This is a genomic window from Vibrio sp. RC586, assembly GCF_000176715.1.
Taxonomy (GTDB): Bacteria; Pseudomonadota; Gammaproteobacteria; order Enterobacterales; family Vibrionaceae; genus Vibrio.
The window spans coordinates 1-14,894 of sequence record NZ_ADBD01000012.1 but is presented as its reverse complement, the minus strand read 5'-3'; the positions used below and the strand labels follow the sequence as shown (position 1 = coordinate 14,894).

Sequence of the window (14,894 nt, the reverse complement as noted above, 5' to 3'; positions counted from 1 at the left end):
CGCCGATGTACTCATCATTAATGGCTTTGATGGTGAAGCCAGCGCCTAAATAAGGATCACTCTGGCCGTAAACGGTGGCCTCATTCCAGATGGTCGGGGTACAAAATACGGACACCCCTACGATAAAAACGAATATGTGGAACCCGACGATTTTGATGAAGAATAAAAGTGAGAATAAATGAGAGCCTTGCCACATGGTGAGGCTTTTTTTTGTCTTTTTGTTTATTAATGCAACCATACACCTTTTAATGGTGAGAATGTGTGATAAAGTGAGTGTCAGTCTAGGAATAAAAATGGCAACTAATAAATGGCTGAAATCATTTACGACATAAAAACAAAAACAATAAAGCACTTCACTTATCGAAAACCATCAGTGTTCATTGATGAAAATGGTGAGCCTCAATACAAATACTCTCCAAACAAAGACAATCATACTCACATTAAGAAGGTTATCTTCCTTAGTCTAGTTGGTTACGAGAAGGTAAATCTGCTAGATGAGAACGATAAACCAATTAAGGATGAACACGGTAATCCGATTTTCGTTAAAGGGGATGTGGTTTCCTACGAGCCAATGAATTACGTAAATGAGTTCATCCTTGCTAAACATGTTGTCGATGAAAAAGAGGATGCTCAGCAAGCCTCTAAGGCTCTCACCCATTATTTCAGGTTTATATTGGACGCTCAGGCGAAATGGGACGATAGATACGATAACGAAGATTACGATCCTTTTATTGACCCTCCTCGCCCTGCTTGGGATAGCTTTTCTCCCAGAAAAAACCTACGTGTCACCACTATGTATAGAAATGCTGTCAAAAAGGCCACGCTCGATGGCACAGGATTGGCTAAAACTACTGCAATGTCATACGTACGCTCAATGATTGATTTTTACAAGTATCACCTCAGGCAGGGCATGAGATTTAACAACCCACCATTTAAATTTGAAACCCTCCTGATTGACTTGGAGAGCAGCGGTACGGACATGAAAGCTCGCAAACGCAAGGAGATTCAAACTACCGATCTTAAATTGACTTTTCCTAAGTCGAAAAAGAATGACGGTGGAAAACTACCTAATTCTAATCGCGAGTTAAAGCCGCTTACGAATAGTGAGTGGAGGGAAATTAAGAACATTCTTGTTCAAACTAGGCGAGTCCTCAAGAACGTTAAGGGCGAGGAGAAGCTCGTAAGTCTACCTGAGGAATATTGTTTGCTATTTCGTCTTCTTCGGTACACAGGTCTTCGTAAGGAGGAGGGCACGAGTTTGCACTCAGGGCAAGTTATTCGACCTAATACGAAAGGTGCCATGTTGAGGCTGGGTGTCGGTAACCAATATGGCTCTTTGACTAAAGATCCTAATGGCGGATATAACAATAAATCTCGCCGTACAATTATTCCTAGCTCATTGATGCTTGAGCTTTACGAATACAGCCATTCAGCAAGATACAAAAAGCGCCTAGAGAAATTTAGGGAGAGGTGTGCGGTCGAGAGAGAGGCTGGCAATGATGCGTATTTTGATGGTGTTGATGGCGTCGATGAGGGCAAACAGTATCTATTTATTAGCAACTCAGGAGTGCCGCTCTTTAAGAAGTTAGAAGAAATCAACACCCGATGGAATGAAGTAAGAAAGACCGCAGGGGTGAATTTGGTCAATGATATTGACGCAGTAGTTCATAACCTTCGCGCTACTTTTGCTGTCTCTATTTTTCGGACGTTGTTGAAAAAAATGAACTCTGACGATGCGCTAGCACGAGTGTCTGCACTCCTTGGGCATGAAGACCTATCTACCACCTTACTTTACTTGCAAATAGCCCAAGATCAGCCAACAGGTGATGAAATTTGGGAGGATGTACTGGATTATCTCGGTGTGTTCGATGATGAAGAAGAATTAGATAACCTCCCTGAAGTCGAACAAACTGACAAACATGAGGCATCTCAATGAGTCGTAAAAACCGCTCTAAATCCCTTCAGCTTGATGACGATTTTTATGGGCAACCCGCCGCCACGGTTGAGCCGCTCCATTTGTCAGAATTAAAACTGAAGTGTGATGGGGTTACATCCCATATTGATCAACTTGTTTATAAAGATGCGCCTAACTATTCCAAATGTGGTGAAAAAATAAAGGGGGTGGACTACATCCCTGTAGTGAGTCGAGAGCGCTTTGTGCGGGATGTTTACCTGTTGATAAAAACAGATTTCAATCGCACTAAAAGAAGTTATTTTAACGAGTTAAGGGGCTACATACGTTGGCTAGATAGTACTCACAGAGAGCCATTAGATGGTGACTATTTTCACCCTGACCTCTATAACGCTTTCATGGATTATTACCAAGAGAAATGTAACCGTGGTGAAACAAAGTTAGCATCGTGGCATTCTGCAAAGAAGATGCTGAGTTTCTTTCTTAGAAGCCAGAACCGTACTCTTGAAGCAAAGGCGTTAAAATCCATAAAAGGGATAAAAAAAGAAACAGAATCCCATAAAGGGATTGATGTCGTCGGAGAGTTTAGACCTTTAGTTCGATGCTTTATTGCCGCTTTTAGTCAATTTAGAAAAGATTTTCTTGGGGGGATTAAACCAGAGATTCATCCCTTATGGAATGAACAGTTATTCAAGCAAGTGGCAGAAAAAGAGGGGTGGTCTGTAAGAAAAAGAGCCACTCAAAAGAGTTCTTTTAAGCGTGCTGTACGAGACCTGAATTCTACTCGGAATCATTTTTCTCAATTATCTGCTATTTTGGCGTTCTGCTTCACAGGGCAGAACACTACTCCTATCTTAAACCTTCGTTTTAGCGATGTGAGGTTTACACAAGAGTCCAATGGAAAAATCTACTTTGATATGACTAAAGCTCGTGCCAAGCACTTAGGCTTTGATACATCATTAGGCTTTCATAAAAAGACACAAGAGTTTTTTCATCATTGGGTTGAAATATCTAAAGCGCTCCAGAAGCAGTCAGGCACAGATTGGGTATTCCCATACTTTATGGCGTCGGGTGAAATCAAAAGTTTTGTTGAAGCGGATAGAATCCCTCAAAGGAGTATTAATAAGTTTACGAAGAAATTAGGGCTTACCCATATTACCCCATCGATATTACGTCAAACCAAAATCGACACGTTAATGAGGGTGACTGAAGATATTTACCTAGTCTCGATGTCTGCGAATAATGACGTTAAAACGATTCAGGCTAGTTATGCTCATGGCAACGAAAGTGACCATAAACGTAGTCTTGCTGCGTCAAATGAAGCCCTATATGACGTTGTGAAAAATGGAACGGCTCCTGATGAGGCAGCAAGTCAGGCAAAGTACAGCTACGCCGATGTGTTGAGTGACTATGACTATAAGCGGCTACGCAAAGAAGAACGGGAAAATGACGCACAAACTCCACTTGGTGTTCGTTGTAAAAATACTACGAAAGGCGCAGCAAATACTGTTAAGAAAAATTTAGAAAAAATGGGCATTAAACAGCCAGAAGAGAAAAAATGTACTGACTTTCTCGGCTGTTTTGAATGTGAGTTTCATCGATTGGTATCTGAGGTAGAAGACATTTGGCTGATGATGTCCTTCAATGACACGTTACAGCAAATGAAAGACTATCCAGCAATTAATAGCCTACCAACTGATAGGTTTCACAAATTGTGCAACACCATACAATCGATTTTAACGCGATTTAAAGCTGTTTCCCCTGATAATTATGCTCAGGCTCAGGAAATGCATAGTGAAGCTCCTCACCCGCTTTACAGTGATGGATACAGCCTAATGGACTTACTGGAGGCATTTTAGTGAATGTTTACAAACATAACACCCACAATAACGTTGATTCATTAGCGCCATTTCAGAGATCTAAAACGGCGTTTTTAATTGAGGGATTAGATAAACTCGACGTTAAAGGTAAGCCATATCACGTTGAAGAGTGGGATTTTTCAACCACTCATGTAGTAGGTATTAACTATACCTTACTAGTGAGATTTCAAGCGACAAAAACTGAATATGTCAATGAAATACAGGATGCGATGTATAAGGTTTATCATTATTTCAATGGAAAAAATTCGTCACTAGTATCAGTTAGGGTGATGGATACATTAAAAACAGGTTTACAGCATGTTGCAGACTGTTTGGATGGCACAGAGTGGTGCAACTTAGAAAACAACCGGAAGTGGAAATCGTTCCTTCGCCAACTGAAACAAAAAAAACTCGGCAGGGTTAGTGTTCAGAAAATTATTTCGGCATTAAACAAGCTGACAGAGTGTGGGGAGTTAAATTCATACGTTGATGCAAAGGCACTATATAAGTGTGCATCCGGAAATGAAAGAAAACAATTTGTCGCTATTCCCCATCGGTTGTATCAGCGGATAATGTCTCGTGCACTCGATGTTGTTGAAACATATCATCCCTATCGTCATGACATCTCTAGTGTCATGGGGGAAGCGTATAAGATTAAGAAACGAGTGCAGTCAGGGGAAAAGCTTTTCTCTGAAGGTCGTGGTTCTGGTCGTGAGCTATCAATGACACGTTCAGCTATAGAACAGAGAATTGATAGTGCCGTGAAAAGTATTACCCATGATATCCCTGACTTTAAGATAAATTTTAACGGGTCAGTTCTATCGGATATCTTGGCTAGTTGCCTGATGGTTGTTCAGGGGTTCTCAGGAGTTCGAATTGGTGAGGCGGCAAGCTTTAATGCGAATAGTGCTGATGAAGTAATTGTTAATAGCAAGAAGGTTACTGTCCTTACTGGGGAAACAACCAAAGGTAATAATGGCAAGCCTAAGACTGTTACATGGCAATCTCATCCCGTAGCTGAAGTCGCATTAGAGCTAGCCTACGATATGATGGCGTTTGCCCGAACGTTTTATCAGCAAGGTGTTGATGAAAAAGAAAGGCAAGGTGAAACCAAAGAAAATATTGAACATATGAGAAGGCAGTTGGGTTCAGCGTTTTTAGTGCCGACTATAACCCGTCAGGCTAGCAATAACTACATAATATACCCATCTGTTGCACTGAAAAGATTTATCAAAAGCTTAGATTACAAGGCAACCATAGAGGATGTTGAAGAGTTTAATATGCTCAATCCAACCCGAGAGGGGGAGTTAAAAGTTGGTGGCACATACTCAGGATTGTCTTCTCACGACTTTAGACGAACGTTTGCAGTGTTTTTTGTTCGGTACGGGTTTGGTACTGCCTCTGGAATTAAATTTCAGTTCAAGCACGAAAATATCAACATGTCGGGCTACTATGCCAACAATGCTGAACTTGCGCAGATGAATGACCTTCTGATGGATGAAGAAATCCTTGAAGAATTGAAAGAGGCAGGTATCGATTTAGGTGTTGATATTTTTGATGAAATCTTTAACCAAAGTGAGCACTTGAGTGGCGCTAAAGGTGAAGAAATCATGCAAGACCGAATGAAGAAGCTAGAGGCTGGAGAAAGTATCTTCATGACTCGTGAGGAAATTGAGGAAAACCTTCGTCGCGGCAACTTCCATATAATGCAACTCCCTAGTGGTGCCTATTGCACGAATGGTTCTTGTGACCGAGTCTGTGGGACTTTGTCATTTCGTGCAGAAATCAAAGAGTGTGAGCATAAGGTGGTTTCGGATAAGGGGGCTAAAGTGATTGCTAAACAACGAGATCGACTGATTGCTAAGTTTACGAACCTAAATACTGGCGATCCACTGAAAAGCTCGATTCTAACTGGTTTAAAACAGAAAATTCAGGTTGAGGAGCTGACGCTGAAAGCACACGAAATCCCATACCAGCCATTTAACGATGACATTATTTTGAATAGCGCTAGTTAAAAGGTTGAACCGATATTATGAATACAGAAGAATTAAAAAAACTGAGGCAAGAAGAGAAGTCTCTCTCTGCTGAGGAAAAGCTTAAAAAGGCACTAGAGCGCCTTCAGGCTGGTAAACCTGTTCGAACCAAAGCAAAAGGCCGTCTAACCCTGAATAAAATCAACAATGAGGCTGGTTTAGGGCGAAGCTATATTCATAAGTTTAAGGATTTCGTTGAAAATGTTGCTAACCCAGCAATCGAAAAATACAACGCTTCTTTGGATGACCCTGAGCAATCTGAGCAATCTGAGCAAATGGCTTCAGGTGCAGAGGATATGAGTGAACTTGATAAGCTCAGAGCCGAATTAAACCGAGAGAGAGAACTTAAGGTCGAGTATCGGCGAGAACGAGATGAGGCGATTGCGATCAATACTGAACTCGAAACTCTCAATAAATCTTTGATGTTTCGTGTGTACGAGCTTCAGGAGCAGCTTTCGGCTGAAGTTGTAGAATTTGAGCACCACAAAAAGTAATCACGCCAAGGCGCGTAGCTGGCAACTGGTAAGGAACCCTTACGAGTTGCCTATTGTCCCTTACTAACCATAAATGACGTGATTGACTGAAGACAGCTAGATTTCGCCAAAAATCAGCTTATCCGAAGTGTGTACCTTAGAGCGCCGACTCTAACGCGCTTGTGTCTAATTGTGAGTGGGTATACCTTCAGGCTGACAGTGCGGTCTTTTCGTGATTGACCTGCGGATGTGTAAGATCGTGTATGAGTTACTACACTAGAAAATGTTATTAGGCTTACCAACTATTTGTTGACCAAATCTAAGCCCAAGCGTCTTAGATGGCCTTTCTCTTGGTTGGACGGGGAAATCAGTTAATGAAATCAGCCACTATTTGTAATAGCTCAGATGCAGGCCTAGCCGACGTTGCGTTTTTATAGACAACAACCTTATCGCCGTACTGGACTATAAGGTTTCCGGCATCAGTGAGTGTGACCGATGCGATTACCTTATCACCAATCTCGTCTTGTATAATGTGCAGTACATCTTCCGAGGTCATGCAGTTACCCTAGTGGCATCAAAGTATGACCCTGAAAAGTAGCTACTGCCAACGATGAATATGTCGTATTTGATTGTTACCTCTCTGGCTAGATTTGTGTGATCTATCTTAGCTTTTAGGCAGTGCTTACATGTTATGAGCCATCGACTCAAAATCTGGGATGACGTTTGGATAGTTAAGTCAAACTCTGCAAAATTCCCTTGTATCCTCACATTATCGACCGTAAACAAATGCAGCGCATCAGTATCTAAAAGGCTTAGTTCGTGGATAAGCTTATTCATAGTTTTTCCTTAAAAAGGCTTAGGCAGGCTTGTGTGCCTACCTAACATCCCTATTTTTTAATTTCTACATTGCTTTGCTTCTGAACTCGTTTGGGCGTCGGCCCTTTGGGGAGGCATGGGACGCAAAATGCCTCATTGATGTTACCTGCGGCAGGGAGCGGTATATTATTTCCATTTTCGTCTTTTTTATATCTAGCCACTCGACGCACACTAATTCGGTTCCCCGGAATTGAAAGGCCAAGATGGCGATTCCAACCTTTGAAAATAGCGGACAGTTTACATAGCAACGAATAGGATGTTGATTCATGAACGATTGATTGAAGATAGTTTCTAACCTGATATTCGATATCATCCTCGGAGCTAAGGCCTAATGAAGAGATTACGCGAGTGAGATACGTTTCTGGACAAAGAGGTAGGTTCTCATACTCACAAACAGAAAGCTGTTTCTTTATTAGATAATGCGCGAACGCGTAGATAGTCTCAGATGCCTGACTCTCAAGTCTATGTTTTTTAAATACTTCTGAAATAAAGTGAACAGACAGTGCCAGTTCATTGTGTTCTTCTACATATGCTAATATTTCAGCGGGTTGAAATGACGTCCCTTGCGTTCCGCGAAAAGCATATGGATTTCTGGTCATGTCATATGCTTTGGCGAGCATCGCTACGCGAGAAAGGACGGGCGCACTTACCTTAACTCCTGCCATCTCTAAAACTTGCGATCTTGAGCGTATATTTCCCACATCTATATGCGCAAAACTGAGATCGTCAGTAACACCATAAGTAATGGGCGCTATAAACCCAACACAAGCCTCACATGCAGCCTCTAGCCTATGGTGTCCATTCAGAATTTCGCCTTCATAAGAAATGATGATTGGCTCACCAGTTAGACACCACTCGCGTCGTTTCATCGATTCAGCGTATTTTCTGACTTTTATTTTACTGAGACGTCTGTTTTTATTTTTTTTATTTACCGAACCTCGACTAGAAAACGTCAACATGTTTCTCGCCAACTGAGGGCTAATAAAAATGGTGGTGTGCTTAAGTGTTGTTTGTACAACCTTTACTCCTGCGTAGTATTTAGCGTTAACCTTGAAGATTTCTTCTAGCTGATCAGGTGTGAGCAAATCAGTGGCATTTTTCAGAAGAGTAGTAGAGCTGGCTAGATAGCTCGTTCTTTCGCTTTCATCAAATCGATTGACTAAGCTGCTGACAATCGAGTTCTCTAGATCTGCATTTGAAATGTCATCGGTATCACTGATATGTGGTTCTGTCATGTTTTTCATCCTGTGCCCTGCCTGTGGCAACATAGTGCGCAATCATGCGAGTAAGATTATGATTCTCGCTCATTATTGATCCGACAGGCTTGTCGGATCAAATTTAATTTTTAAATTACACTGCGGCAAACATGATATTGGACATAAAGAGTTGAAAGTTTTGGAACAAAAAATCAGCGGTATGTTGTTTTCGACTAAGGAAAGAACCTTTAAAACCTTGATTTCAACTATTCCAATGGTTGAAATTGATGCCTATTTTTCTGCTGAGAATGTTCAATCGGAGTTGAAGTGGGTTATTGATACCGCAACCAATTCGACTAACGTAGATAAGGTAAAGGCCATTCAGGCTGAGCTTGAGACACGAGTAGTCAAGGATGATGTTTTTGCGCCAGTTTCTCTTACCTTTGCTGTTGAGGGTAAGCCAATCTTAGATGGCACGTCCCGCAGTCTGCCGACATTGTCTTTCAATTCAAACAGTACCTACATCGTTGGTAATGTGCTTACTTTCATTGCTATTTGCAGGATGCTTGGAGTTAAAACCTTCTTGTTTAGCTCAAGATTAAGCGCAAAAGAAATTAATCAAAAAAGCCTAGCTCGGCAGCGATTAGCTATGGAAAAAGTTGAAATTCGGATTCTTTTCGATGATGAAAAAGGGCTAGATGCCACAGATATCGTTCATTTATTTAAGAAAAATGTTCTCTTTGATACAGCTTTAAACCTGCCTCATGTTGGTGATGGAGATAGCTTGTCTAGTGAAGGTGGTTTCCCATTACGCCCATTTATTCTTCAGTTGATCGAAGACACTGATATCGAGTCTTATGGTGGTGTCAGCTTTGATGCTAAGCATGTGAAAGTGTCTGAGAGTGCTATCACCACTCAATATGTTTTGTTTAAGTTGCTTGTCGGTGCGGTAGCCGGAGCTGGTACTCAAGAATACAGTAAGATGCCTAAAGACATAACTTCGGAATCAGGAGAGAGCCTCACATCGATACTAGCTGGAGACTATATGAATAATATCTCTGCATTCATGAGTGGATGGCTGAAACCTTTGAAGGAATCGTTTGCCAGCAATCGTTCCGGATATCAACTGTCTCCTCAAGTGTGGCAAGCATTAGGTCTCGTTATTTATCAACTAGTGAAGGATGGTATGTCGTTTGAGGAACTTGAAAATGCAGGGCGAGAATTGGGTAGTCTTGACTACAGCAAGAACGCTAAGCATTGGAAAGGCTGTCCTGTAATGGAACTTGATGCTCAAGGGCGTATTTATAAAAATGCCGCAAACTCTACACGTCAGTTTAGGCTTGGTTTGCAGGAGTACTTCTTGAAAGTGATCAGGGATGAGGCTTGCAATTAATAAAGTACGCAAGTTTCCAGTCCGGCTAATGCCTCTTAAGCACAAATCCAACACCGATTGAACTGATGTGGCTAGCTTAGAATTGCCCCAAAACGCGCTAGCGTAAGCATTCGTCCATATACCCGTGATCATTGAATATGCTTCCACTTGTAAATGGCTTCTTCATCAATCCAGAAAGTGAGTGAACCACGGTTGATTGGGGCTTTGTTGTACTGTTTCCAATTCGTTGTTTTGTAGCGAGGTTTCAGCATGGGGCTAAGGTCATTAATTTACTTAGCTGATCAGCTCGTAAGTGTCTGATTTAGCTCCCTCGAATTACGCAACAAAGCCACAGTTCCCTTGTAAGCAATAAAGTCATTAAACTATTATTTTCCGCTCACTCACATTTAAGCTGTCAGTTCTTTTTCAACTTTAGCTATAACACCGTTCACATGTTCTACGGTACAAGTAGCGTCAAATTTGTTTGGAATATCAATACACTTCAAAATGTCCGCTTTAGCGGGCGATAAATAGTTCAGTGTTTTAAGTAAAAATGCGTGGTCTTTTTTAACATTGGCGACAGCTTTACTTACATGATTACAGTTATGCTTCTTCCAAATCGGCTCATGGTGAAATAATCGATTTCTCAGTAGAAGTACCTTATGATACTCATCAAATAAAGCTGCAACTGTCAAATCAGCACCCCAAGGGTTTTTTGCATTGGAAAAAACCTCCTTTCTATTATCAGCTGACCATAAGAAACTATCCGAAGCAGTATTACGGTACTCGCTGTCTAACATATAAACCCAAAAGCCTAAAGTAAGCCGACAAATGACATCATCAGGACTGTATTTATCACCGCATTCACTTTTTGCTTTTTTAACTGCCGATTTAACTAGCTCTTTGGATTTCTCTGAAATCGGCTTTGTTAGAAACCACTCATCATCTTTAAAGTGTTTTTTCGCAATGTTATTAATGGAGTTTCGCAACCCAACTTCAACCATTTGCACCACTGGAAAAAAGCTACTTGAAATCGATTGAAAAGCCAGATACGCACCGACTTTAGATTCCGATTTGGTATAGCTCAGGAATGACTCATAAAAAGATAGACGAGGGGGTGAGATAACATTAACCAACTGCTCTAAAGGCATTCGAAACTCCATAACTACTTTACGTTAAGTATTTTTTTGTCTATTATACACAGTATCAAGGAGCTACCGAACGCAAGTTTTGTAGTGTACCTTTAGAATGTAAAGCTTCGAGGAGCTACCGAACGCAAGTTTTGTAGTGTACCTTTAGAATGTAAAGCTTCGAGGAGCTACCGAACGCAAGTTTTGTAGTGTACCTCTAGAACGTAAAGCTTCGAGGAGCTACCGAACGCAAGTTTTGTAGTGTACCTCTAGAATGTAAAGCTTCGAGGAGCTACCGAACGCAAGTTTTGTAGTGTACCTCTAGAATGTAAATGACAAAAGGCTGCTTATTGCAGCTTTTTTTATGTCTATTGTTTTAACAGTCGATAGACTAGACGCTAAATAAGCTCACACCTGCTTCCGTTGCTATAACTGACTTCCTACCCTCATTCTCTATTCGTTTACCTGCTCAACTTTATTAGCTGATAAAGTTTTCTTCCCTTATAAACTCTTTTCTTTTTTGAATTTGTGATGCTTTCCACTTGTCATTCAAAACTTGCTAAAGCACCAATCATGGTCAACATAAGTTGACACTAGCAAACTTAGTGCGTACCAATCAGCTATTAAGGTTCATAAGCCACTACTTACCCGAAACTTCTACAACTCAGGTTTTACATACTTTTAGTTATTCATGGCTTGCTAATGTTCGATTTTTCGAAACTCATTTATGTCCATACTCGTGCTAGGCCGAACCGCTCTAGCACGTTTCTGCCCCAAAATCAGTCAGAGCAAATACTCATACATATACTGTTAATGTGCATTAACTTACTAAAAGTAATTCGATTTCATCCATTTTTAAGTCAACTGCACCATATAACCATTAGGATGAAAGTATGCTTTGTTCATGATCTTACCAGCGCGTTTATGAGCTTCCGTTCTCACTAAGTTGCATAACCAAACGCCGTTTAATAGTGAATGTTCACCATTAACCCCACATAAGTGCCTCCAGACTCTGGAGTCACCACGGGGGTAAGAAAATATCGATCCGTCGCATTACCGTTACTTCGTAGACGATAATTTTTTATCCATACATCTGGGTAGGATACTGAGAATGTAAGAGCGGCCTGTAATACGCCCCATAACAATCACAACCCCCACATGAATACAGACACAAATAAAGGTTATGTTGACGGCTCCATGATGAATCAGCTTGACCCATTTATCGTCCCCAAATAGGTTTGCTTCCATTATAAAGCCTGAAATGCCAGCGATAATCAGCCCAGTCCACATACACCAAATCATAACGGCTCCCGCAGGGTTATGACCGAGATGCTTGTCTTTTCTCGTCTCTAGGACTTCAACAATGTGTTCCATCGCGTTCGAAATGGAAGGTAAAAATGAGGTCAAACGCGCTGGAGGCGGAGCGATACAACCCCAAGCCAATCGAATCAAAATGAAGGCCACTAAGGTATATCCTGTGTACTGATGTATACCCAATCAACTTGAAGATGCAGGCTTGAGCACCTGAAAGTTATCGTTGATTCGTGACGTCAAAGTGGTATAACACTCCGTAACGATATGGACATAAAGCGATAACTATCTAGGGTTAAGATATATGATGAGTCTTTCATTGATTGAGCGAGCACGTAAACTTTTCAAAATGGAAATGTCTGCCGTCGCTTATATCACCATGGTCGCAGCATATTTTGCGTGCGTGCTTAACTTACCAGTGACCAGTGAAATTTATAAATTGGCGGCGTCCGACTCGCTGAGTTTTGTACTGAGCAGTCCTCTACTGCTGTTTTTCTGTTTTATTATTATCTTTACGCTGTTTTCGTTGCCATTCATATTGAAACCATTCACCGTTGTATTAACGCTCTTGTCCTCAATGGCGTTCTACGCCGCTCATAAATATAACGTCATGTTTGACTACACCATGATTGAAAATATTTTTGAGACTCATACTAGTGAAGCAACGTCTTACTTGAGCGTAAGTTCCATTTCTTACTTTTTGATTTTCGGCTTAATCCCAGCCGTGCTTTTCAGTACAACTCGGGTGACTACGGCCAATTCCATACTGAAAGAATGCATTAAACGACTCGTTGCTGTCGTCATTTCAGTGATTGGCATCGCTTTGATTGCGTTACTATTCTACAAAGATTATGCGTCTGTTGGGCGAAACAATCATTATCTCAATAAGATGATTAACCCCGCTTTTGCGTTTAACACGTTTAAATACGTTCGGAACAATTACTTCACAACCCCGCTGGTTTATCAACCACTTGGCGAAGATGCTCAGTTAGTCGCCGCTCCTAATGGCAAACCAAATTTAGTGGTTCTGGTTGTCGGAGAAACCGCTCGCGCTATGAATTATCGCTACAATGGATACCAGCGTAATACCAATCCATATACCGAAAATATGGGGCTGATTGCCTTTCAAAATGTTTCTTCCTGCGGTACATCGACGGCGGTATCTCTTCCTTGCATGTTCTCAGATTTAAATAGAAATAATTACGAAAGAGCACGTGCCGATAGTCGAGACAACGTCATGGACATTATTGGTCGTGCGGGCGTCTCCCTCTCTTGGATTGATAATGATGGTGGAGATAAGGGCATCAGTAAGAACTTTCAATTACAAGAAATTAATCACTCAGTGTACCCTGAGCTATGCCGTGATGGTGTTTGTTATGATGAGGTGATGCTACGAGAGCTTGACCAACAGATTCAAGCATCCCAAGGACACCAACTTATCGCTTTGCATATCATTGGTAGCCATGGTCCAACTTATTACAAACGCTATCCAAAAGATAAAGCACATTTTCAGCCCGATTGTCCTCGTAGTGATATTGAAAATTGTAGTGATGAAGAAATCGTCAATACCTACGACAACACGATTGCTTATACCGACTTTGTGTTGGCTGAACTTATCAAAAAGCTCGACAACTACCAAGAAAACTACAATGTGGCCCTGATGTATATCTCTGACCATGGGGAATCGCTTGGAGAAAATGGCATGTATTTGCACGGAACGCCGTATGCCATCGCGCCGAAACAGCAGACTCAAGTGCCGTGGCTAATTTGGTTACCCGAGCAGTATTCTAAGCAAAGAAATATTGATAAAGAGTGTCTGCTTTCGAGTGCAAAAAATGGCGAATACTCGCACGATAATTTCTTCCATACTTTGATAGGGTTCTTTGGTGTGACTACGAAAGATAAGAATCAAGACATGGACATCATCCACCAATGCCGAACTTCAATGAGCTAATACCTATGAAATCGCAGACTATACAAAAACGCACAGGGCTTAACCGAATTATTTATACGTTTGTCAATAGTTATCGTGGTATTCGCTGGATGATCCAGAATGAGGCTGCATTTCAACAGGAATTATTGCTCTTTCTCCCGCTCACTGCTGTTGCCATATGGCTGCCAGTATCAGTTTTGCTGAAGGCACTGCTCATTTGCAGCCTATTGTTCATCTTGTTTGCAGAGATGGCGAATACCGCTATTGAAGCCGCGATTGACCGCATTGGCACTGATTATCACCCACTATCAGGGCTTGCAAAAGATATTGGCTCAGCTTGTGTGCTGGTCAGCTTTATGATTGCCACGATAGTATGGAGTGCTGTGTTCCTTTCAATAGATTAAGTAAACTTTTTGTCACTCAGAAAGTGGAACTAAACTATCACAGCAAAGCAAGTTTGCGATACGTGGAGTAATCCGTGCGTTTCTAATTTAGCAAAGTCGCTGACAAGGTTTTGTCCAAAAATGAGCTTCATAAAGTTTGAAGTCTGTCGCTATTCTATATTTTGCCTGTGCCTAACATACTAAAAGGTGTGAATTCGAGTAGCTTCTGATTCTCACCTTTTAAGAAGTTTTGAGGCAAATTTCACTATAATGTGTGAATGTTGAGAAGACCCTTTTACTACCTCTTCTCTCTCACCAATTTGTTATAATGAAGTGTAAGGGTGGCAGAGGGCGAAGATGCCTTGTACCCTGACGAAGATGAGGATGAAGACGACGATCAGTAATTCTTGAGTCGA

The 14,894-nt window shown here is 41.3% G+C and carries 10 protein-coding genes and 2 pseudogenes; 7 read left to right on the top strand and 5 right to left on the bottom strand.

The genetic code is table 11. The annotated features are described in order from the left end of the window. Positions 1–196: pseudogene (locus VOA_RS20315) on the bottom strand (hypothetical protein); the annotation flags it as partial. Positions 197–307: 111 nt separating this feature from the next. On the opposite strand from VOA_RS20315, the gene VOA_RS05340 reads away from it, so the two are divergent. Genes VOA_RS05340 through VOA_RS05355 form a run of 4 tightly spaced genes read left to right on the top strand, consistent with a single transcriptional unit; the run spans position 308 to position 6,298 of the window. Continuing rightward, positions 308–1,936 carry a site-specific integrase gene (locus tag VOA_RS05340; protein ID WP_000807828.1) on the top strand — a complete coding sequence of 543 codons (1,629 nt, stop codon included), beginning with the start codon at positions 308–310 and terminating at the stop codon, positions 1,934–1,936. Next, positions 1,933–3,771: a hypothetical protein gene (locus VOA_RS05345; RefSeq protein ID WP_000087880.1), complete on the top strand. Its 1,839-nt coding sequence runs from the start codon at positions 1,933–1,935 to the stop codon at positions 3,769–3,771. The genes VOA_RS05340 and VOA_RS05345 overlap by 4 nt, the downstream gene beginning before the upstream one ends. Then, entirely contained in the window at positions 3,771–5,786 is a 2,016-nt protein-coding gene (locus tag VOA_RS05350; RefSeq protein ID WP_001103733.1) for a hypothetical protein, read from the top strand. The genes VOA_RS05345 and VOA_RS05350 overlap by 1 nt, the downstream gene beginning before the upstream one ends. 17 nt (positions 5,787–5,803) lie before the next feature. Then, positions 5,804–6,298, top strand: coding sequence for a hypothetical protein (locus tag VOA_RS05355; RefSeq protein WP_001090929.1), 495 nt, complete (start codon positions 5,804–5,806; stop codon positions 6,296–6,298). An 866-nt stretch (positions 6,299–7,164) separates the two neighbouring features. On the opposite strand, the gene VOA_RS05360 is transcribed toward VOA_RS05355, so the two are convergent. Further along, positions 7,165–8,421 (bottom strand): hypothetical protein, encoded by a 1,257-nt coding sequence (locus tag VOA_RS05360; RefSeq protein WP_000937451.1) that lies wholly within the window; start codon positions 8,419–8,421, stop codon positions 7,165–7,167. A gap of 148 nt (positions 8,422–8,569) precedes the next feature. On the opposite strand from VOA_RS05360, the gene VOA_RS05365 reads away from it, so the two are divergent. Continuing rightward, positions 8,570–9,742 carry a hypothetical protein gene (locus tag VOA_RS05365; RefSeq protein ID WP_032468357.1) on the top strand — a complete coding sequence of 391 codons (1,173 nt, stop codon included), beginning with the start codon at positions 8,570–8,572 and terminating at the stop codon, positions 9,740–9,742. 140 nt (positions 9,743–9,882) lie between these two features. Here VOA_RS05365 and VOA_RS05370 read toward each other — a convergent pair. The 3 genes and pseudogenes from VOA_RS05370 to VOA_RS0118475 all read right to left on the bottom strand — a co-directional run. Then, positions 9,883–9,993: pseudogene (locus VOA_RS05370) on the bottom strand (IS5/IS1182 family transposase); the annotation flags it as partial. Positions 9,994–10,128: 135 nt separating this feature from the next. Further along, positions 10,129–10,872 carry a hypothetical protein gene (locus tag VOA_RS05375; RefSeq protein ID WP_001127762.1) on the bottom strand — a complete coding sequence of 248 codons (744 nt, stop codon included), beginning with the start codon at positions 10,870–10,872 and terminating at the stop codon, positions 10,129–10,131. A gap of 1,038 nt (positions 10,873–11,910) precedes the next feature. Continuing rightward, a complete protein-coding gene (locus tag VOA_RS0118475) occupies positions 11,911–12,348 on the bottom strand; it encodes a cytochrome b/b6 domain-containing protein (protein ID WP_269667655.1) in 438 nt (145 codons plus the stop codon). Positions 12,349–12,466: 118 nt separating this feature from the next. On the opposite strand from VOA_RS0118475, the gene VOA_RS05380 reads away from it, so the two are divergent. Continuing rightward, positions 12,467–14,116 (top strand): phosphoethanolamine transferase, encoded by a 1,650-nt coding sequence (locus VOA_RS05380; RefSeq protein ID WP_000987345.1) that lies wholly within the window; start codon positions 12,467–12,469, stop codon positions 14,114–14,116. A 5-nt stretch (positions 14,117–14,121) separates the two neighbouring features. Beyond that, the gene (locus VOA_RS0118470; RefSeq protein WP_000842056.1) at positions 14,122–14,499 is read left to right on the top strand and encodes a diacylglycerol kinase; all 378 of its coding nucleotides are present in this window, start codon (positions 14,122–14,124) and stop codon (positions 14,497–14,499) included. The last annotated feature ends 395 nt before the right edge of the window (positions 14,500–14,894 follow it).

What these genes read in the sequence shown, in the direction of transcription:
- VOA_RS05360 (WP_000937451.1), bottom strand. Translation starts at nt 8,421, where the DNA reads ATGTTGCCACAGGCAGGGCACAGGATGAAAAACATGACAGAACCACAT.
- VOA_RS05340 (WP_000807828.1), top strand. Translation starts at nt 308, where the DNA reads ATGGCTGAAATCATTTACGACATAAAAACAAAAACAATAAAGCACTTC.
- VOA_RS05355 (WP_001090929.1), top strand. Translation starts at nt 5,804, where the DNA reads ATGAATACAGAAGAATTAAAAAAACTGAGGCAAGAAGAGAAGTCTCTC.
- VOA_RS05380 (WP_000987345.1), top strand. Translation starts at nt 12,467, where the DNA reads ATGATGAGTCTTTCATTGATTGAGCGAGCACGTAAACTTTTCAAAATG.
- VOA_RS05365 (WP_032468357.1), top strand. Translation starts at nt 8,570, where the DNA reads ATGTTGTTTTCGACTAAGGAAAGAACCTTTAAAACCTTGATTTCAACT.
- VOA_RS0118470 (WP_000842056.1), top strand. Translation starts at nt 14,122, where the DNA reads ATGAAATCGCAGACTATACAAAAACGCACAGGGCTTAACCGAATTATT.
- VOA_RS05375 (WP_001127762.1), bottom strand. Translation starts at nt 10,872, where the DNA reads ATGCCTTTAGAGCAGTTGGTTAATGTTATCTCACCCCCTCGTCTATCT.
- VOA_RS05345 (WP_000087880.1), top strand. Translation starts at nt 1,933, where the DNA reads ATGAGTCGTAAAAACCGCTCTAAATCCCTTCAGCTTGATGACGATTTT.